At 66.9% G+C, this 19,739-nt stretch carries 19 protein-coding genes; 10 read left to right on the plus strand and 9 right to left on the minus strand.

All coding sequences use genetic code 11. The annotated features are described in order from the left end of the window. Window positions 1-92 precede the first annotated feature (92 nt). The gene (gene pqqA / locus FBZ90_RS28870; RefSeq protein ID WP_145735224.1) at window positions 93-170 is read right to left on the minus strand and encodes a pyrroloquinoline quinone precursor peptide PqqA; all 78 of its coding nucleotides are present in this window, start codon (window positions 168-170) and stop codon (window positions 93-95) included. Window positions 171-789: 619 nt separating this feature from the next. Here pqqA (FBZ90_RS28870) and FBZ90_RS22120 point away from each other — a divergent pair. Together FBZ90_RS22120 and FBZ90_RS22125 are read left to right on the plus strand one after the other, a co-directional pair. After that, window positions 790-1,461, plus strand: a complete 672-nt coding sequence (locus FBZ90_RS22120; RefSeq protein ID WP_145735162.1) for a response regulator transcription factor — start codon at window positions 790-792, stop codon at window positions 1,459-1,461. A gap of 63 nt (window positions 1,462-1,524) precedes the next feature. Beyond that, window positions 1,525-2,109, plus strand: coding sequence for a cupin (locus tag FBZ90_RS22125; RefSeq protein WP_145735163.1), 585 nt, complete (start codon window positions 1,525-1,527; stop codon window positions 2,107-2,109). A 94-nt stretch (window positions 2,110-2,203) separates the two neighbouring features. On the opposite strand, the gene FBZ90_RS22130 is transcribed toward FBZ90_RS22125, so the two are convergent. From FBZ90_RS22130 to nosP, 3 genes are all read right to left on the minus strand, one after another. Beyond that, entirely contained in the window at window positions 2,204-2,989 is a 786-nt protein-coding gene (locus FBZ90_RS22130; RefSeq protein ID WP_145735164.1) for a 2OG-Fe(II) oxygenase, read from the minus strand. Between the two features lie 86 nt (window positions 2,990-3,075). After that, window positions 3,076-5,865, minus strand: coding sequence for a hybrid sensor histidine kinase/response regulator (locus FBZ90_RS22135; RefSeq protein WP_145735165.1), 2,790 nt, complete (start codon window positions 5,863-5,865; stop codon window positions 3,076-3,078). After that, window positions 5,862-7,238: a nitric oxide-sensing protein NosP gene (gene nosP / locus FBZ90_RS22140; protein WP_246130683.1), complete on the minus strand. Its 1,377-nt coding sequence runs from the start codon at window positions 7,236-7,238 to the stop codon at window positions 5,862-5,864. Before nosP ends, FBZ90_RS22135 begins: the two co-directional genes overlap by 4 nt. Window positions 7,239-7,530: 292 nt before the next feature. On the opposite strand from nosP, the gene FBZ90_RS22145 reads away from it, so the two are divergent. The 8 genes from FBZ90_RS22145 to FBZ90_RS22180 all read left to right on the plus strand — a co-directional run bounded on the left by FBZ90_RS22145 (window position 7,531) and on the right by FBZ90_RS22180 (window position 14,217). Then, window positions 7,531-8,994, plus strand: a complete 1,464-nt coding sequence (locus tag FBZ90_RS22145) for a porin (protein WP_211102250.1) — start codon at window positions 7,531-7,533, stop codon at window positions 8,992-8,994. A 132-nt stretch (window positions 8,995-9,126) separates the two neighbouring features. Next, window positions 9,127-9,207, plus strand: a complete 81-nt coding sequence (gene pqqA / locus FBZ90_RS28875) for a pyrroloquinoline quinone precursor peptide PqqA (protein ID WP_044560716.1) — start codon at window positions 9,127-9,129, stop codon at window positions 9,205-9,207. Window positions 9,208-9,329: 122 nt separating this feature from the next. Then, entirely contained in the window at window positions 9,330-10,262 is a 933-nt protein-coding gene (pqqB, locus tag FBZ90_RS22155; RefSeq protein ID WP_145735166.1) for a pyrroloquinoline quinone biosynthesis protein PqqB, read from the plus strand. Further along, on the plus strand, window positions 10,259-11,053 hold the full coding sequence (pqqC, locus tag FBZ90_RS22160) for a pyrroloquinoline-quinone synthase PqqC (RefSeq protein ID WP_145735167.1): 795 nt from the start codon (window positions 10,259-10,261) through the stop codon (window positions 11,051-11,053). The genes pqqB and pqqC overlap by 4 nt, the downstream gene beginning before the upstream one ends. Further along, window positions 11,050-11,340, plus strand: coding sequence for a pyrroloquinoline quinone biosynthesis peptide chaperone PqqD (gene pqqD / locus FBZ90_RS22165; RefSeq protein ID WP_145735168.1), 291 nt, complete (start codon window positions 11,050-11,052; stop codon window positions 11,338-11,340). The genes pqqC and pqqD overlap by 4 nt, the downstream gene beginning before the upstream one ends. A gap of 20 nt (window positions 11,341-11,360) precedes the next feature. Beyond that, window positions 11,361-12,491, plus strand: coding sequence for a pyrroloquinoline quinone biosynthesis protein PqqE (gene pqqE, locus FBZ90_RS22170; RefSeq protein ID WP_276509111.1), 1,131 nt, complete (start codon window positions 11,361-11,363; stop codon window positions 12,489-12,491). Continuing rightward, window positions 12,473-13,420, plus strand: a complete 948-nt coding sequence (locus FBZ90_RS22175) for a quinoprotein relay system zinc metallohydrolase 2 (protein WP_145735170.1) — start codon at window positions 12,473-12,475, stop codon at window positions 13,418-13,420. Before pqqE ends, FBZ90_RS22175 begins: the two co-directional genes overlap by 19 nt. Further along, entirely contained in the window at window positions 13,417-14,217 is an 801-nt protein-coding gene (locus FBZ90_RS22180) for a quinoprotein dehydrogenase-associated SoxYZ-like carrier (RefSeq protein WP_145735171.1), read from the plus strand. Before FBZ90_RS22175 ends, FBZ90_RS22180 begins: the two co-directional genes overlap by 4 nt. A gap of 5 nt (window positions 14,218-14,222) precedes the next feature. Here FBZ90_RS22180 and FBZ90_RS22185 read toward each other — a convergent pair whose 3' ends face one another. The 5 genes from FBZ90_RS22185 to FBZ90_RS22205 form a co-directional block, all read right to left on the minus strand. Next, on the minus strand, window positions 14,223-14,801 hold the full coding sequence (locus FBZ90_RS22185; protein WP_145735172.1) for a hypothetical protein: 579 nt from the start codon (window positions 14,799-14,801) through the stop codon (window positions 14,223-14,225). Window positions 14,802-14,876: 75 nt separating this feature from the next. Next, window positions 14,877-15,281, minus strand: coding sequence for a hypothetical protein (locus FBZ90_RS22190; RefSeq protein ID WP_211102252.1), 405 nt, complete (start codon window positions 15,279-15,281; stop codon window positions 14,877-14,879). Between the two features lie 80 nt (window positions 15,282-15,361). Continuing rightward, window positions 15,362-17,503: a site-2 protease family protein gene (locus FBZ90_RS22195; RefSeq protein ID WP_145735173.1), complete on the minus strand. Its 2,142-nt coding sequence runs from the start codon at window positions 17,501-17,503 to the stop codon at window positions 15,362-15,364. Window positions 17,504-17,506: 3 nt separating this feature from the next. Beyond that, entirely contained in the window at window positions 17,507-18,898 is a 1,392-nt protein-coding gene (locus FBZ90_RS22200; RefSeq protein ID WP_145735174.1) for an efflux RND transporter periplasmic adaptor subunit, read from the minus strand. A 10-nt stretch (window positions 18,899-18,908) separates the two neighbouring features. Continuing rightward, window positions 18,909-19,652, minus strand: coding sequence for an efflux RND transporter periplasmic adaptor subunit (locus FBZ90_RS22205; RefSeq protein WP_246130685.1), 744 nt, complete (start codon window positions 19,650-19,652; stop codon window positions 18,909-18,911). Window positions 19,653-19,739: the final 87 nt, after the last annotated feature.

The raw sequence follows: 19,739 nt of genomic DNA on the forward strand, positions 1-19,739 counted from the left end.
GGGTGGTTGCGGGGGCTTGGGCAAGCCAGCGAAACGCCCCAAAAACAAACAGGCCGGGCGGACCCCGCCGGGCCCGCCCGGTGATGGCGGCGTCAGACGTCCGCGCAGGCGTAGCAGTTGATTTCCATGCCGAGCGCGATCTCGGTGACGACAGGCTTCTTCCAACGCATGGGGATCTCCTCAAGGGTGAAGGACAGGTCCGTTCAGACTGGTTCCTCCCGCGCTGGGCCTTGGACGCCTCCGCAACCCCTGGACCTGGTGCCGCCGGTTATGCCGCTCACGCTTGGCTTTCAAGCGGGCGTCCGCCGATGGCAGTCGGGGTGACGATCATCGGTCACACCGCAGGCGCACGATCACGCGGGAACTTGAACTTTGCCGGTTTTGCGTCTTCGCTGACCCACCGGACCTTCGCCGGGGGCCTAATCCTCTCCTGGGCGCTGTTCTTTCGGCCTTCGCCTTGAAATCCCAAGGGGGAAATCCCAAGGGCGACGACCGCTGATCAGCTTGATGCCCATCTTCAAGAAGCCCGTCGCGGGTGCCAATTGTACTTTGGTACAAGGGTGGTTTAACCCCTGTGTCGTACCAACCCCCGGTAAGCGATCTTGACGCCCCTCTGGCTGTTAAGTCTTTATTAATCAATATCTTGCCCGGTATTGGCGGCGGGCCGGGCTGATCCAGTGATTTGTTACGCGACCTAACCTTCTTCGGCACTAGCCGTGCTTGGGCGGATCGACTATCGTCACTGTCGAGGAAACGCCGAATGACAATCGCCCGCGAACGAGGCGACGTATGCCGCAAATAATCATTGCCGACGATCATCCCATGGTGCGGGGCGCGCTGACCCTTGCCGTGGAGGCTGCGTTTGACCAGCCGGAAATTCTTGAATGCGCCCATCTGGGGGCGGTGATGCAGTTGCTGGAGTCCATCGGCGCCGCCGATCTCCTGCTGCTGGATCTGCGCATGCCCGGCGTGGATGGGTTCGAGGGGTTGGTCCGTGTCCGCAGCCAATTCCCCGCCACCCCGGTCGTGGTCATCTCCGCTTTGGAGGACCCGCGCTTGGTGCGGGAGGCCTTGGCCCTGGGCGCCATGGGCTTCATCCCCAAATCGACCCCCCGGGCCGAGATCGTGGCGGCCTTGTCGCTGGTGGCGGGGGGCGGCACGTACCGGCCCGACGATCTGGCAATGTCCGCACCGCCGCCGGACCCCAAGGGGCAGGCCACGGATGATGATTTCCTGCAGCGGGTCCTGACCCTGACGCCGCAGCAGCGCCGCGTGCTGCAACTGCTGGGCACGGGCAAGCTGAACAAGGAAATCGCCTATGATCTCGATATCGCCGAAACCACGGTGAAGGCACACGTCTCCAGCATCCTCCACAAGCTGCGCGTCTACAGCCGTACGCAGGCCGTGGTGATGGCGGGCCGCCTGCACCTGGACAGTTTCGCCGACGTGGCGGAGGGATAGCGGAACCTAGAACGCCGTGGCCGACTTGAGAGGCGGGAATGCCCGCCCTTGAGGAGATGCGCCATGGCCGACCATCATACGGAATCCGCCGCCTACGGTGGCATGGCGGGTGAGTCGGGCCGCTGGCCGGAGAATTTCATCCTGCACAGCCTTGGCTGGGTGCCCAATAACGCCCGGCTGCCTGTCCTGTTGTATCGCGGCATGGTCGTCCTGGATGGCCAAGGGAACAGCGACCTGGCCGCGGTTTTCGAGGCACTGTTCGACCGCAACGGCTGGCCGGCACGCTGGCGCGACGGGATTTACGACTATCACCATTATCATTCGACGGCCCATGAGGTGCTGGGCTTCGCCCGCGGCTGGGTGGAGGTCATGCTGGGCGGCCCCGAAGGGCGCCTTGCCCGCCTGCGGGCCGGCGACGTGGCCGTGCTGCCCGCCGGCACCGGCCATTGCCGACTCGATGGCAGTGATGATCTGCTGGTGGTGGGCGGCTACCCGCCCGGTCAGGACTGGGATGTTTGCCGGGACGCGCCCACGCCGGCGGTGTTGGACCGTATCGCCCACGTCCCTTTCCCCCCCGTCGACCCGGTAATGGGTGGGGAAGGGCCGCTGGTCAAGCTGTGGACGCCGACACCCGGCTACCGGATGTAGGGGACGCTCAGGCCGCGTCGCCCTTCCGCGCGGTAATGCCGCATCAGGTGGCTCGCGTCAGCTGGATCGCGTGCCCTGAACCACAGCGCGCCTGTCAGTTCGCCGCCCGGACCGGCGGGTGCAGCCAATCCTCGCCCAGTTCCGCCGTGATGAAGACATAGCGCCGAGTGTGCGGGTTGGGATGACGGGCGGTGACGCCATGCAGAGCGTTCACGGACTGGGGAAAGATCACCAGGCGATTGGCGCTGTACGGCACGGTGGCCACGACCTCCACCGCGTCGGCGGGCAAATCGTAGGCATTGATCCGTCCCGTGGGGCCATCGCGCCAGCGATACAGCTCCAGGTCGCCGCCCTGTGCATCGTCGTCCGGTGCGCGCATGTAGAACAGGCAGGAAAACAGCCGGTTCAGGGTATCCAGGTGAGGGCCCCTGCATGACGACGGCCGATCCCGTACGGGGGTGTTGATCTCCATCCGGGCGTCCTGATGGATACGGTGGGCCCCTGGTTGGACCAGGTTCCGCCGGCCAGTGCGGTGTCCGGTCAGGCGCCCGTCCAGGGTTGCCAGCAGGGCGGGATCCCAATACCCCTCGAACAACGCCTCCACCTCGGCCAGGAAGGCCGGCCCGCTGTGAAGGGCCACAAACTCCTTCCAGCAGTCCGGCATGTCGTCTGAATCCAGGATCATCTGGGCCGACAGTTCGTACCGGCGGTTGTTGGGTATGCGCTCCGGTGGGCAAGGCCAGCCTAGGCGCTGGAAGTTCGGGAAGCTGGCGCTGAGCGCCTTATACAGCCCCGCCTCCATGGGCGTGTCCGCCACGATATGGGGGAAGGGGTCGGTGCGGATGTCGGCGGGGCTCAGCCCGGCCAGGAGGGAGCGCATGTGCCGACGGGTCTCCGCCAGGGTGGGAATTCTCAGAATTCCGCATATCGGGAGTTGTAATCCCTGTCAATGTCGACGGCGGTGGGTCACCCTGTCAGGATGCTCGACAGCAGCGATCGCAATTGAGCCGGATTCACCGGCTTTTTCAGCATCCAATAGCCATTCTGCTTCACCTGGGCCTCGACCTCCGGCGTGTGGTCGGCGGTGATGATGATGGCGGGGGGCGCCTTGCCGGTGGCCCGGTTGATGGCTTGGCGCAGACGGCCCACCTCATCGGGGCCGATATGGCCCTCGCCCAGGTGGAAATCGGCGATCAGGACATCGGGGGGGCGGGGCAGATGGTCCAACACCTCCAGCGCCTCCTCCCCTGTCGACGCCACGGCCGCTTCGCAGCCCCAGGTGGACAGCAAGGCCTGCATGCCCATCAGGGCGCTGGGCTCGTCATCCAGGACCAGCACCATGGTTCCGGTCATGGCCTGGGCGGCGCCCTGACCAGCGAGACGGCGGGTGAAGGCGGCGGCCGTGGTGGCGCCCAGCGGCACCACCACCGAAAAGACGGACCCCCGCCCCACCACCGACCGGGTTTCCACCGTCACGTCCAACACCTTGGCCACCCGGCGCACGATGGCCAGGCCCAGGCCCATGCCCCGGGTGCCGGACCGCCCGCGCCCCTCACGCGCGGAGCGGCCGCCCGGGACGGGGGCACCCAGCACGGGCCCGCGATGCAATTGGTGGAACTCCTTGAAGATTTCCTCCAGCTGGTCCGACGGGATGCCGGGGCCGCTGTCCCACACCTCGATCCGCAGGAAGTCGCCGCGCCGGCGGCAGCCCAGCAGCACGCCCCCGCGCTGGGTGTAGCGGACGGCGTTGGACAGGAAATTCTGCACGATGCTGCGCAGCAGGCGGATGTCGCTGCGCACCACGGCGCGCGATGGCGCATAGCGCAGGTCCAGGCCCCGGTCCTGGGCCAGCACCTGATGTTCGGTATGGAGCGGCCCCAGCAGGCTGCCGATGGGGAAATCGACAATCTCCGCCGAGACGGCCCCGGCATCCAGCTTCGAGATGTCCAGCAGGGCGTCCAGCAAGCCCTCCACCGCCTCCAGCGACACGTCGATGTTGTCGATCAGCGACCGGTTCTTGTGGGTGTGCTCCAGTTCCGCCAGGGCGGACACGAACAACCGGGCGGAGTTCAGGGGCTGCAGCAGGTCGTGGCTGGCGGCGGCCAGGAACTTGGTCTTGGACAGGTTCGCCTGCTCCGCCTCCACCTTGGCGGACTGTAGGGCGCGTTCCATTTCCCGGCGCTCCGCGATTTCCTGCTTCAGCTGGCGGTTCAGGTCGGTCAAGGCGGCGGTGCGTTCCGTCACCCGCCGTTCCAGTGTCTCGTTCGCTTCCTTGATGGCGGCATCGGCCCGCCGCCGTTCCGTCACGTCCTGCATCAGGGTGAACAGACCCAGGATCACCCGGCTCTGGTCCGCGTTGGGTAGGCCGATATGGGGCACGAAGGTGACGTGGGCGTATCGCGGTTCGGTTCCGGCGTCGGGACCATCGGTGGGGGGCAATTCCACCTCGAACGACACCGTTTCCCCGGCCAGGGCCTGGCGGATGTGCGCCCGGCTGCGGCCATAGAACTCCGGGGGTAGGACGGTGCGCATGCGTCGCCCCAGGATGGCGGTCTCCGGCCGCTTCAGCCATTGCCGATAGGGGGCGTTCACGAACTGGTAGCGCTCATCCGCGTCGGCGTAGGCGATCAGCGCCGGCATCGCGTCCGTCACCAGGCGGATGCGCCGTTCGCTGTCGCGCAGCGCTTCCTCGTTGCGCTTGCGTTCGGTGATGTCGGTGAAGGTCAGGACGAAGCCGCCGTCCGGCATGGGGTTGCGCTCGATGTCCAGCACCCGGCCGTTGAACCATGTCTGTTCCAGCCGCAAGGGCAGCGGATTGTTCTGCGGGTCGAGAAAGCGGGGCTCGCTGATCCCGTGGGATTGAAGGCCGTCATTGAAACGCTGGAAGTCGCCGAACACGGCGCCCCGCCGCACGCAGCGGGGTGACAGGTCCAGCAGGCGCACGAACTCGTTGTTCCACGCCACCAAGGCCAGTTCAGCGTCGTACACCGCCACGCCCTGGAAGATGTTGTCCAGGGTGGCCTGCAGCAGGGTGGTCTTCTTGGCCACCGCCGCCTTCCATTGCTGCGTCTCCCGGCGCTTCAGCGCCGTGATGTCGGTATAGATGGCGACCACGCCGCCGTCGTTGGTGCGCTTCTCGTTGATCTGCATCCAGCGGCCGTCGCTCAGCGCATGGACGGTGGGGCCTTGGCAATCGGCATGCTGGCGCAGGCGCCGGCGCACCCAGCCGTCGGGGTCGCGGTAGGCGTCCAGCACGCTTTTGCGCTGAACCGCCAGCAGCACCATCTCCCGGAACGACATGCCGGGGTGGACATCGCCGGCCATGCCCGGCCAGAAGCTGAGATAGTCCTGGTTGAACAGCACCAGCCGGTCCTCGGCGTCGAACAGGGCGAAGCCGCCGCTGACCGCCTCGATGGCGGTGAACAGGCGCAGGCGGGCCGTTTCGGCCTGTTCCCGCGCCGTGGCCGCCTCCTGATAGGACCGTTCCAGGTTGGCCAGCGCCTCTTCCAGCGACCGGGTGCGCGACCGCACCTGGTCTTCCAGCCCGATGGCCGTCTGAAACAGCGAAAAGGCGGACCCCTGGCCGTCCACATTGCGCTCAACCCGGTCCATCAGCGCCTGGTTGATGCGCGTCAGCTTCGCCACCTGCTGTTCCAGGTCGGCGATGCGACGGGCGGCGTCCGCGTCGGCCGGGCTTGGTTCCGCGTCCTGATTGGCGGGCAAGGGGTTGGCCGGCTGGGGTGTGGGCGCGATCATGTCCTCCCGATGGCGACGCCGGTGAAGGTCTGGTTCACGTGCATGGACATGTACTGTTCGCCATAGGTGCAGAACCCGGTGACGCGGTTGGCCACGAACAGGTCGGATACGGCGGCCTTCAGGTTGCGCTGTTCGGTTTCCAGGTTGCGCAGCACGCAGTCGAACCCGACGATGGCGTCCAAGGGGCCGATCTCCCGTTCCAGCCGGCGGAACAATTCATGCAGATTTTCCACGATATCGATGCCGCGCGCCACTGTCAGCACCAGCCCTTCGTCGATGGCGCAATGAAAGGTCAGGCTGTTGTCCGGGTTGACCTTCTGGATGGCGCGCACATGGTACTGGCCGCCCACTCGCACGACCACCGGGTGGGCGGCGAAGATCTTGGGCGTCAGGGCCTCATGCGACAGGCCCACCAGGCGGGCGTATTCCAGGGCCGCGGGCTCGGCGTTGATCTCGAACACCCGGCGGGTTTCAAGGTCGGCGCCGGTGACCACCATCTTGTGCTCCGTGGGGACGAAGTGCTCCGTCTTGAACACGGAAAAGGTGCGGCGGGTGGTGATCAGCAACAGGATGGCGGCGTCATTGACGAAGCGCCCTCCGTGCAGCACCACGGTGGACTTGAAATCCAGGCCATCACCGGCCGACCCGCCGATCAGCGGCAAGCCCGCCATGGCGTTGCCGATGGCGCTGACCAGCTGTTCTTCCCGCGTCGACAAGCCATCGACCAGCAGCAGCCCGAACCCCGGGCGGCCCTGGGCCTCGGCGTGCCGTCGGGACACCAGCTGGTGCGTGCGATCGATGGTGTCCGCGATCTGGAATTCGCTGAGGTTCTCGAACAGGGCGGAATGGACCGTGAAATCCTTGGCCGGAAAGCTGATGCCGCTCAGCCCGCCGCTGATGTAACCGAAGGGGGTGATCTCCCCCGCCGTGGTGCAGCCGAAGACCGGCGTTGACCCGAACGCCTCCTTCAATGCCGCCAACATCTCTGCGCGGTCATAGGCGGGGGAGAAGAAGACCAGCACGCAGGCCGCCCCGGCCCCGTCAATCTGCTGGCGCAGTTCCGCCACCGCCGCGCGGGCATCGGTCTTGTTCGACCCTCCCCGGCGCAGCGGCGGGGCAGGGACGGCATCGGCCCGGGGCGTGGGCCGCGGGCGGGCCGCGATCAGGGGCAAGGGCGGCAGCGGGGGGAACGGCGCCCCCGGCGCGGCCGGCGGCCGCCCAGACGCGCGCGGGGGCGCCTTGGGCTTCACATCGGAAATGACACAGCTGTCGCCGGGAGGGCCAACGGGGGGGAGGCTGTCGGGGGGGCTTTTCTGGGCGGGGAACCGCTGTCCCTGTTGGGAGCGGCCACTGTCGCCGGGCTTGGTTTTCATGGATCCATCCGGATGCCGTCCGGCGGTCGGGAAGGGGCCGCGTACGAACCACGCCCATGATTTCATAGGCTTGCTTTAGCGTGCGCAACTGCCTGCCGACCCGCAACGGTTCTTTAGTTCTATTGCGTCCATAAGGCAAAGGACTTCAAGTGTCAAATTAAGGTAGGGCCCAGAATGACCCTGCCAAACAGCAGGGAAAATGATCGGCGCGCGGATATCTTCGCCGTAAGGCTATTTATTGCCCCGGCGACCGGCACGACACCCTGCGAATATAAGCCGGGAGGAAACAAGAATGAAATCCAAGCGGATGGCATTGTTTCTGGGCGTGACCGCGATCAGCGGCCTGGCGTGTCTGCCAGGATCCATGGCGAAAGCCGACACCACAGATGATCTTTTGGCCAAGCTGTTGGCCAAGGGTATCCTGTCCCAGCAGGAATACGATCAGCTGAAGCAGCGCAAGGCGGTTGAGACCCCGCCGCCGCCCCCACCGGCGGCGGTGGCCAGCGCCAGCGCCGCGGCGGTCGCCGCCGCCCCGCCTCCCGATCCCTTCGCCGTGCGCATGACGGAAAAGGGCATCGGCGTGCACGTCGGCCCTGTCGACGTCACCCTGTCGGGGGAAATCAACGGCTTCTATGTCCATGACAGCCCGGACAGCGTGGCCCCCAACCATGTGGTTGCGGGCGGCTTGGCGGCGGTGGGCAGCAGCGAAAACTCCTCCATCCGCAATGGCCTGTTGCCCGGCAACTTCGCCGTGGAGCTGAAGACCCAGCAAGAGGGCTTCGACATCGTCGCACACTTCGGCCTTTACCCCGGCCTGAACAGCGTGACGGGCACGGGCGGCGCCAACTCGGCCGGCGACAGTCGGGCGCTGGCCACATCCGGCATCGACTTTCGTCAACAATACCTGACGGTGGGCACACCCACCATGGGCACGGTCAAGGTGGGCCGCGACATCGGCCTGTTCGGCCAGCAGGCGATCCTGAACGATTTCACGCTGTTCGGCGTGGGATCCACCGGGGGCAACGTCGCGCCCTCCAACACGTCCCTGGGACGCATCGGCATCGGCTACGTCTACACCGACTTCATGCCCCAGATCACCTACACCACGCCCAAGTTCAGCGGCTTCACCGCCTCGGTCGGCATCTTCCAGCCCCTGGACGCCTTCAACTTCTCCGGCCAGTCCGGCACGCTCTCCGCCCATGACCAGCCGCAGATCCAGGCGGGGGTGAACTATGAACTGCCGGCCGACGCCAGCAGCCTGGTGAAGGCCCAGTTGTGGGCCAACGTCGTTACCCAGGACTTGAAAAGCGTTTCGGCGTCCCAGGCGCTGGCCCAGGGGCGCAGCGTGCGCGGCACGGGCTGGGACTTCGGCGCAAAGGTGGACGTGGCGGCGGCGGAACTGGTGGCCTATGGCTACACCGGCGACGGCCTGGGCACCACCGGTCTGTTCTTTGACGCCGTCAGCGCGTCGGGGCAACGGCGCAGTTCGGACGGTTACTACGTCCAGGGCAGCTACACCTTCTTCAAGAAGTTCACCCTGTCCGGCAGCTATGGGTTGAGCCGCCTGGGCCTGGCCACCGGAGAGAGCAACCCCTTGCTGGTGAAAACCAACGAGTCCTGGGCGGCCGGGTGCAAGTACAAGCTGACCAGTTGGGTTAATCTGATCTGTGAATACGCCCATACGACCGCCACGGCGCACGGTGGGAACAAAGCGCAAGAGGATACAATCGCCGCCGGCGCCATCGCCTTCTTCTGACGGTTCTGGCTTAATCGCTTGCCCGTGATGATGCCATCATCGTCATGCCGCCATTCTTGACGGCGGTGCATTTTAGAACTATTCTAAAAAAGGGATGGGCCTTCCGCCCCTCCCGAAACCGGAGGAAATGGTATGAGCTGGAAGACTCCGAAGATCGTCGAAATCGCTTTGGGCATGGAAATCAACTGCTATGCCTGCGCGGACGTGAAATAACCATTCGACGCCTTGGGGCCGGCGTGGGGCTTGCGGATGCATGTCCGCTGTCCCGTGCTGGCCCCCTGTGCTTTGGCTCCCCTGTGTTTAAGCTCAGGGCCTAAGGACCTGTCTCAGGACCCATGCATATCCTCGTCCTCGGTGCGGCGGCCGGCGGAGGGTTCCCGCAATGGAACTCCCATGCCGAGGGCTGCCGGCGGGCGCGCGCCGGTGATCCCGCCGTTCGGGCCCGTACCCAAGCTTCGCTGGCCGTCAGCCACGACGGGCGCCACTGGTTTTTGCTGAACGCCTCGCCGGACCTGCGTCAGCAGATCGCCCAGACGCCGGCCCTGCATCCGCAGGAAGGGTTGCGGTCAACCCCCATCGCCGGCGTCGTGCTCAGTGGCGGGGACGTCGATGTCATCGCCGGGCTGCTGAACCTGCGGGAACGCCAGCCCTTCACTCTGCACGGCACCGCCCGCACGCTGGGCATCCTCGACGCCAACCCCATCTTCGAGGTGCTGGCCCGGGACCTGGTGGCCCGCAATCCCTTGCCCTTGGGCGAACGGGTGCCGCTGACTGGCGGCGGGCTTGCCGCTACCGGCGGCGATGGGGGGCACAGCGGCCTATGGGTCGAACTGTTTCCGGTCCCGGGCAAGGTGCCCCTGTACCTGGAGGGACAGGATGGCCCGCCCCCGATAGTGGAGGGGGAGGATACCGTGGGCGTGGCGGTGGATGATGGTGAGCGCCGCTTCTTCTTCATCCCCGGCTGTGCCGCCATGACGCCCGGCCTGGCGGCGCGCCTGCGCGGGGCGGATTTGGTGTTTTTCGACGGCACACTTTATACCGATAACGAAATGATCCTCGCGGGCCTTGGCCAGAAGACCGGCCTGCGCATGGGACACATGAGTGTGGATGCCACCCTTGCCGCCTTTGCCGACCTGGGTGTGCGCCGCCGTGTCTTCATCCACATCAACAATTCCAACCCCATCCTGATGGATGACAGCCCGCAGCGGCGGGTGGTGGACCAGGCGGGATGGGAGGTGGCCTTCGACGGAATGGAAATCACCCTATGACTTCTGAACCGCAGGATCGCGTCCTATCACCGGAAGAGCTGGAGGCGGCGTTGCGCGCCGTGGGGGCGGAGCGGTACCACAATCTGCACCCCTTCCATAAGCTGCTGCACGGCGGGAAGCTGAACCGCGGGCAGATCCAGGCATGGGCGCTAAATCGCTATTATTATCAAAGCCGTATTCCAGCTAAGGACGGGGTGTTGCTGTCGCGTCTACCCACGCCGGATTTGCGCCGGCTGTGGCGTAGCCGGCTGGAGGACCATGACGGCTTCCCCGGTGCGGAAGCGGGCGCCCCCGGCACGGCCAATGGCGGTATCGAGCGCTGGTTGCGCCTGGCCACCGGCGTTGGGTTAGACCGGGACTACGTCGAATCCACCGTCGGCATCCTGCCGGCCACCCGCTTCGCCGTTGACGCCTACGTCGCCCTGGTGCGGGACCGCAGCGTGCTGGAGGCCGTCGCCTCCTCCCTCACCGAGATGTTTTCCCCCACCATCATCGCCGAGCGCGTGTCCGGCATGCTGGCCAATTATGATTTCATCACCCAGGAAACGCTGGCCTATTTCGCCCCGCGCCTGACCCAGGCGCCGCGGGATGTCGATTTCGCCCTGGCCTACGTGAAGCAGCACGCGCGCACGGCGGAACAGCAGCGCGCCGCCATCGCCGCCCTGACAGAGAAGTGCAACATCCTGTGGGCGCAGTTGGACGCCCTGCACTTCGCCTATGTCGATCCCGGCTATATTCCGCCCGGCGCCTTCGTGCCGGAAGGCCATATCGCCAAGGGCGGCAAGTCATGACCGCCGCCCCGGAAGCGCTGGATGAGGCTGTCGTGCCCCGCTTTGCCCGGGGCGTGAAATTCCGTTTTGATGAAACCCGGAAAAGCTGGATGGTTCTGGCGCCGGAACGATTGTTCCTGCCGGACGAGGCCGCGACCGAGATCCTGAAGCTGGTGGATGGCGATCGTAGCCTGGGCGCCATCGTGGACGACCTCGCCACCCGCTTCGACGTGCCCCGGGCCGACATGGCGGCGGACGTGGTCGGCATGTTGCGTGACCTGGCCGAGAAAGGGGTGGTGCTGCTGTGATATCGCCGGCCGCACCCGCCGTGGAGGCGCCCATGGGCTTACTCATGGAGCTGACCCACCGTTGCCCCCTGCGCTGTCCCTACTGCTCCAACCCCGTGGCCCTGCAGCGGGCGGGGGAGGAGATGGACACCGACACCTGGAAACGCCTGTTGGGCGAGGCGGCGGCGCTGGGTATCCTGCAGGTGCATTTTTCCGGCGGCGAGCCCACCGCCCGCAAGGATCTGCCGGATTTGGTGCGCCATGCGGCCACCCTGGGCCTGTACACCAACCTCATCACCTCCGGGGTGTTGCTGGACGCGGCGTCACTGGCCGTGTTGGCCGATGCGGGTCTCGATCATGTCCAGTTGAGCTTCCAGGATGTGGAGGTGGAAAGTGCCGAGCGTATCGGCGGCATGCCGGGCGCCCAGGCCCGCAAGCTGGCGGTGGCCGGGATGGTCACCGCCGCCGGTCTGCCCCTGACCCTCAATTTCGTCGTCCACCGGCAGAACCTGGATCGCCTGCCACAGATGATCGCGTTGGGGCTGGAACTGGGGGCGGGCCGCATCGAGGTCGCCCATGTGCAGTATTATGGCTGGAGCCTGATGAACCGGGACGCCCTGCTGCCCAGCCGGTCGCAACTGGACCAGGCCACGGCGGTGGTGGAGGCGGCGCGCGTGCGGCTGAAGGGCCGTATGGTCATCGACTACGTGCCGCCGGATTACTACGCCGCCCGCCCCAAAGCCTGCATGGGCGGTTGGGCCCGGCGGTTCATGAACATCTCCCCCGCCGGCTTGGCCTTGCCCTGCCACGCGGCGGAGACGCTGCCCGGCTTCGACTGGCCCTCCGTCGCCACCGGCTCGCTGGCGGCGGCCTGGTATGAGAGCGAGGCGTTCAACCGCTATCGCGGCACCGCCTGGATGCCGGAGCCCTGCCAGGGCTGCGACCGCAAGGAGATCGATTGGGGCGGATGCCGCTGCCAGGCTTTCGCGCTGACGGGTGACGCGGGGCGTACCGATCCGGCGTGTGCCCGATCGCCGGACCACGGCGTCATGCTGGCGGCCATCGAGGCGCGAGGCGAAGCGGTGCCGGACTTCATCTACCGCCAATACGGGCCGGCGCCGGTTCTACCCGTCAAGGCGCCCGTGGGGGAGGCATGGCCCGCCGAACCCTGATCCGGGCCGTCCTGTTTTTATGCGGGGTGGCCGCCGCGCCGCCGCTGGTGTCGTCGTGGGCGGCGGACGTGTCCCTGGTCCAGGTGGCCCCTGGCATTTACGTCCGGCCCGGCGCGGTGGAGGACGCCACCGCCGCCAACGATGATGCCATCGCCAATATCGGGTTCATTGTGGGCCGCGACGCCGTGGCGGTGATCGATCCGGGTGGCGCCGCTGCTGACGGCGCGCGGCTGCGGGCGCGCATCACGGCCATCACCGCCTTGCCCATCCGTTATCTGATCTACACCCATGTCCACCCGGACCATGTGCTGGGTGCCGTGGCGTTCGCGGCGGACCATCCGGTGGTGGTCGCCCATGCCCGCTTCGCCGCCGCCTGGGGGGAGCGGGGTGCCTATTACCGCCTGGGCCTGGCCCGCATCCTGGGCGGTGATCCGGCCCAGGCTGGCGACGCGCTGCCGCCCACCCAAGCCGTGGACACCACCGTCGACATCGACCTGGGCGGCCGTATGCTGCATGTGGCGGCCTATGGCGCCGCCCATACCGACAGCGACCTGACCGTCTATGACGACCAGACGCGCACCCTGTGGGCTGGTGACCTGCTGTTCCAGGACCGTATCCCGGCGCTGGACGGCAGCTTGACCGGCTGGCTGACGGTGCTGGGTCAGCTGAAGGCCCTGCCGGCGGTGCGCGTCGTGCCCGGTCATGGTCCCGCCCAGCTGCCCTGGCCGGCCGGGGCGGCGGATGAGGAACGCTATCTCACCACGCTGGTTCGCGATGTCCGCGCCCTGCTGAAAAGGGGCGGGGACATCGATGCCGCCGCCACCACGGTGGCGCAGTCGGAAAAGGGCCGCTGGAAACTGTTCGACGCCTATAACGGGCGGAACGCCATCACCGCCTTCAAGCAACTGGAGTGGGAGGACCCACCATGACATCCCGCCTGTTCGCCCTGGCCTTGCTCCTGGTTCTCGCCCTACCGCTCCAAGGCCGGGCGGAAGATCAGACGGCCGATGCCGCCCGCTGGCAGGATTTGCGCCAGATTCTGTTCGCCAACCACACCCTGGCCCCCGCCAAGGGCCAGATCGCGCTGGAGGCGCCGGACAGGGCCATGGACGCGGCCTTGGTGCCGGTCACGGTTACCTTGGACCCCGGGTTGCCGCTCAAGGCCCTGTACCTGGTGGTGGACAACAACCCGGCGCCCTTGGTCGGCACCTTCCATTTCGGCCCCGCCGCCGTGCCGGTACAGGTGAAGACCCGGGTCCGTGTCGACGCCTACACCCATATGCACGCGGTGGCGGAAACGACGGACGGCCGCTGGTTCGTGACCGACCGCTACGTCAAGGCCGCCGGCGGCTGTTCCGCCCCCGCCACCAAGGACGCGGCCCTGGCCATGGAACGCCTGGGCCAGATGCGTCTGAAGACCGTGGCCGAGGGGCCGACCGGCCTGCCCAAGGGGGCGGTCACCGCCCAGCTGCTGATCAGCCACCCCAATTACAACGGTATGCAGATGGACCAGGTGACCCGCAACTACACCCCCGCCCGCTTTGTCCGCGACGTCACGGTCAAAAGCGGCGACACCTTGGTCTTCCAGTTGGAGGCGGACATTTCCTTGAGCGAGGATCCGGCCATCACCTTCAGCTACCAGCCGAAGGGCCCCCTGTCCGTCACCGTCCGCGACAGCACCGACGCGACCTTCAGCCATGTCTTCCAGGGGGATGACAAGGGATAAGGCCGTTATGCCTGTACCCAGCGCGTCATGTGGGGAAAGGGCGGTAGGCCGTTCTCACCCATGAACGCGAACAGGCCGGAGAAGCCGGTCATGCCCACGCGGGCCAGCGCGTTCGGGCCGTAATGGGTGCCGGACTCCAGCCATTGCTGCATGGGGTGGGCGCCCGCGTAGTCCGTATGCTTGTAGGATCCGGGAAAAAAGATGCACGCGGGGGACAGGCCCAGATGCAGGGCCGCGGCGTATGACCAGGCCTGCGCCATGAATTCCCCTTGCAGGATGGGCATTGCCAGGACGGGGTCCTCGGGCTGCGGGGACCCCGTCTCCGCCGCGATGGCGGCATCGGTATCGACCTGCAGGTCCGAACCCAGCTGGGCGCGGAAACGCTGGGGCACGATGGCGATGTGCCCGGCCTCATGCAGCAGGTCACCCGAACCGGCCAGCGTTTCCGGATGCACGTGGATCACGCCGGCATGGATGTTCACCCCGGACAGGAAACCACCCCGGCCGCCATCGCCCACCTCCACCCCGATACCGATATCGCGCAGGAAGGTGATGATGGGCGCCAGCGCCTCGGGATGGTACATGGGAAGGGGTCCTTGAGTGTCACCGATCACCGATTGTGGCGCTTCGGCCAAAGACACGCAAGCCGATAGGGGGGCTCAGGTGCAGCGCAGGTTGACCTCGGCCTGGGCCCGCCGCAGCTTTTCCACCTCATCCTTGGCGATGGGCGTGTCGCGGAACATGGCGCCCCGATCACCCAGGCCGCCCTGCTGCATGCGCAGGATGGTGTCCGCCTTCTCATAGTCGTCGTACGGCATCATGTCGGCGATGGTGTCGATGCCGCAGGCGCACTTGCCCAGCAGTTCGTGCTTGAACCCGTTGGAGGCCAGGCAGCCGATGACGTAATCGGCCCGCACCGCGGTGGGGTAATCATAGCGGGGATGATGGTCCCCTTTCGCCTTGGATTCCGCGGCACCGGTGGCCATCGGCATGATCGCCAACCCTGCCGCCGCCGTCATCACCAACAGGCGCCGCAACACGCGAATCCGCGACAGGCGCACCATGGACTCCTCCCAATCTCTTATTGTCGGAAAAGCCTAGCGCAGGCGACCGCCCCGCTCCATGCCCGAATGGTAGTACGCTCTCAGAAACCCGCCTCGCGCAGCAGGACGGCCGCCGTGCGACGCCATAGGCTGCCCAGCAGGCTTTCCCGCGCCCCTTCCAGCGTCACGCGGCCCCGTTCCAGCGTGGCTGGCGTGGCGTCCCGGACGGGCGCGATCAGCACCCTATACAGCGACTCCTCGGGCACCATCTGGTGCTGCTTGTCCTCGCGCGCGGGAATGTCCCCGCCATAGGGGCTGGCGAGATAGCGGCGGGTCAGTACCCGTGTGCTTGTGTCATCAATGTCCTGGATGCGGCCATCCACCGCGCCCGTCACGCTTTGATCGGGCCGGAAGCGTCCTTCACCACCCACGGCCACCCGGTGCAGGTCGGCCTCGCGGACATAGGCTTCGATCATGGGGTGGCCAGGGTCCAGCAGCAGGCCCAGCCGCTCCCGCGCCGGCAGCCATTCGCCTTGCGACAGCGGCTCCGCCACCTCGGCCATCACTCCGGCGAACGGGGCGGTGACGGTCAGCTTGGCCTGCTCCGCCTCCAGGCCCCGCAGCTCAGCCTGCGCGGTTTCAAGCTCCTGCGCCGCGATGCGCTGGCGCTTGGGGTCCACGCCGCCGCGATAGGCCGCTTCCCATTGCAGCGTCTCGATTTTCTGGCGCTGTCGGACCAGCTTGTAATCCAGGTCCGGTGAACTCAGGCGGAACAGCACCTGTCCGGCCGTGACCGTCTGCCCCGCTTTGACCAGCACCGCGTCCACCCGGCCCGGCTGCTCCAGGAAAATTTCCATTTCCTGCGCGGCCCGCAGCACCGCCGGCGCCGTCACCGTGCTGCGCCAGGGAATCACGGCCAGCGCCAGCAGGGCCAGACCGATGGCGGCGGTGGTGGCGGATCGGCGGTTCCAGGTCATGGATTCCCGCCGCCGCACCCACTCCAACACCTCGTTCAGGGGCGGGCGCAGGATGAACCACCACACCTCCACCAGGAACAGGAGGATGCCCAGCACCTTGAAGAACAGGTGATAGACCAGGGCAGCGATGCCGACGAACAGGGTGAAGCGGTAGATCCAGGTGGCGATGGCCAGCGTGATCAGCAGGGTACGGCGTTTGGCTGGCAGGTCTTCCGGCACCGGTTCGCCCAGGTGGAACAGCCGCTCGCGCAGCCACCAGCGACCCAGGGCGAAGGCGCGCTCATGCAGGTTGGGCACGTCAAGCAGGTCGGACAGCAGGAAATAGCCATCGAAGCGCATGAACGGGCTGGTGTTGACCAGCACCGTCATGATCCAGCTGGTGGTGGCCAACAGGAAGGCGGCGGCCTTCACCGGCCCTTCCGGCAGGAAGGACCAGGCCAGCGTGGCATAGGCCGCCAATATCAGCTCGGCCCCCATGCCGGCCACGCCGATGGCCAGCCGCTGGCGCCGGTCGGGCAGGCGCCAGGCGTCGCTGACGTCGGTGTACAACAGGGGGTACATGACCATGAAGGCGATGCCCATGGTTTGCACCCGGCAGCCGTAACGCTTGGCCGTCAGCGCGTGCCCCAGTTCATGCACCACCTTGGCCACCGCCAGGCCGAGGGCGGCGGTGATCAGGCCCGAGGGCGACAGGAAACTGACGAAGGTCGTGCGGAACTGATCCCACTGCCGCGTCACCAGGTAGATGCCGACCAGTGCCGCGGCGAGGGTCGCCAGGAAGAAGCCGCGGGTGAATATCCAGGACACATAGGGCATGGCCTGGGCCAGGAAGCGATCCGGCTTCACCAGCGGTATGCGGAAGAACAGATAATTCTTCAGCAGCCATTGCCATAGGCCCGGCTTGCGCATCTCCGCCTGGCGCATCAGCGTCGCCACCGCCTGCGGTCCATGGCGCTGCAGCAGGTTGTTCATGGCCAGGAACTGGGACACCGCCATGACGTCGTCCACCGTGGCGCGCAGGGTGGTGTTGGACGCCACGTCGGCGGCGATCACCTCCGGCACCTCCAGCTGCCACCGCCGCAGAATCTCGAACTCCAGCCAGCCCAGGCGGTAAAAGCGGCCCGCCACCTGGTCATGCAGGGTCCAGGTGGGGGAGCCGTCGGCCAGGGCCGGCCCGGCCAGCAGCGTCAACTCCTCGCGCAACGGGGCCAGCCGCAGGATTTGGGCCTGCGGATCCGCCGGGGTCATGGCCGTTTCGCCGTCCATGGTTCAGACGCCCAGCCGCTGGCGCAGCGCCGCCAACGGCCGCCGGAACAGGTAGTAGAACAGGGTGGTGCGCTCGCCATAAATCTTGGCGGTGCCTTGCAGGCCGATACGCACGGGGGCCTGGCCATCATTGAACCGGGCCTTCAGGCGATAGGCGGCGACGCCATCCGTGCCCACCTCGGGCTGGTAGGTGGTCAAGCGCACCGTGGCGTCCAGCGGATGCTGCGGATCGATGTTCAGGAACAGTGAGACGGGATCGCCCGCGTCCATGGCGATGGCGTCCGCCACCGGCAGCTTGATCTCCAGCTCCACATCCTTGGGTTCCGCCACCATCAGGATGCGTTCGCCCTGGGTGACCGGCCGGCCAATCCAGTCGTTGACGTCGGCGAACACGGCCAGTCCGGCGCGGGGGGCATGGACGACGATGCGCTTCAACAAATCCTGGACATAGGTGACCTCGGCCATCGCCTGGTCGCGCTTGCCCTGAAGCACCACCAGCTGGCCCTTGGCCTTTTCATCGAACACGGCCTGCTGCGCCGTCTGTCGGTATTCCGCCTCCGCCGCCTCCATCGTGGCCTGGGCCACGTCCAGCCGGTTCTGCAGACGCACGGGGTCCAGTTGGAACAGCGGCTGGTCCAGGGTCACCGGCTGATTGGGCGTCACCAAGAACTTGTCGACCACGCCGTCGAACGGGGCCCGCACCACGGTCGGGTCACGCGGTATCACTTCCGCCGGGGCCAGGGCCGACAGCCGCACGGGGAACAGCGACAGGGCGATCAGGCCCGCCGCCACATAGCCCAGCGTCCGCAGGGATTTAAGCCGGGCGGCGTCACGGTGCCATCGCCGCTGCTGCTTGACCAACCCGCCCCAGGCGTGGGCATAGGCGTCGCCCAGGTTTTCCAGCAGAACGCGCTCCCCGTCCGCCCACGGCTCCTCCCGGGCCAGCAACAGGCCGCCCAGCGGGCGGTCGTCCGGGGCCGTCAAGGGCAGCCATAGGCCGTGCGCCGGCAGATAGTCCGGCCATTCCGCCGCCAGGTCTTCCGGCAGGTCGGCGGTGGTCAGCGTCTTGATGCCGGCCGGATCGCCATGGGCGCTCAGCAGCCGGCAGGCATAGCGGGCATAGGGGCTGTCGGCGTCGGCGGACGACAGGCCGGACACCGCCAGCACAGCACCGCCGCCCCGCTCCGCCCGCTGCCAGGCCAGCGCCTGGCGGTAACGCACCAGGCCGAAGGTGTCGTTCACCATCAGGAAGCCCAACTCCTGCTCGCTGCGGGCATGGCGCGCCCGCTTCTGCAATTGCAGCAGAGCGGTCAGGCCGAACAGCTGCCGGTTGGCCAGCTCGGCCGCATCGGGACGCTGGGGGATGTCTTCAGATGCCGGGGGCACGACGCGCATCACCGGGTCCTCAATTGGGGGCGGCGACCAGGGCGCGGCCGCTCATTCCCGGCAGCAGGTCCGGGAATTTGCCGTCGATCACGGCGAACACGCGGATGCTCTGGGATACGGGGTCGATGCGCGGCGACAGGCGCGAGACCTTGGCCGGATATTTGCGGCCGGTCTCCTCGATCCCGATTTCCAGCGCGAAGCCAGGCTTCAGCCACTTCAGCCAGGACGACGGCACCAGCATTTCAGCCTCCAACTCCGTCGGGTCCAGTATCTCCAGCAGTTTCTGCCCTTCGGCCACGGATTGGAAGCGCTTGACCTCCACCGGGCCGACCCGGCCGGCGAAGGGGGCCGTGACGACGCAGTGGGCCGCGATCTCCCGCGCCATCTGCTGCTCGGCTTCCGCCATCGCATGCTCCGCCGCCGCCGTTTCCACTTCCAGGACGCCGATGGAGTTGAGGGTGTTCAGCTTGCTCTTGACCTCATAGGTCTTGCGGGTGGCCGTTTCCTGGGCGTTGGCCTTGGCCAAGCGCGCCCGCTGGATGCCGCAATCGAAGGCCACCAGCTTTTGCCCCTCGCTGAAACTGTCACCCTCCCGTAAGGGCAGTTCCGAAATCTGCGCGGCGATCTGCGATGACAGCACCGTGCTGCGCTTGGGCACCAGCTGGGCCCGGATTTCGGGCGTCGTATCTGCGCCCTGGGCCGGGATGGCCAGGCCAAAGGCGAACAGCGCGGACAGGATCAGGCGGGACCGGGAACGGGACAAGGCAGCGCTCACTATCATTGCAATCAGAGGTGGCTGGCGCCATCCGCCAAAACAAGACGCGCCGGGGGGAAGGATTCCCGCCCGGCG

Source organism: Nitrospirillum pindoramense, from assembly GCF_007827955.1.
GTDB lineage: Bacteria > Pseudomonadota > Alphaproteobacteria > Azospirillales > Azospirillaceae > Nitrospirillum > Nitrospirillum amazonense_B.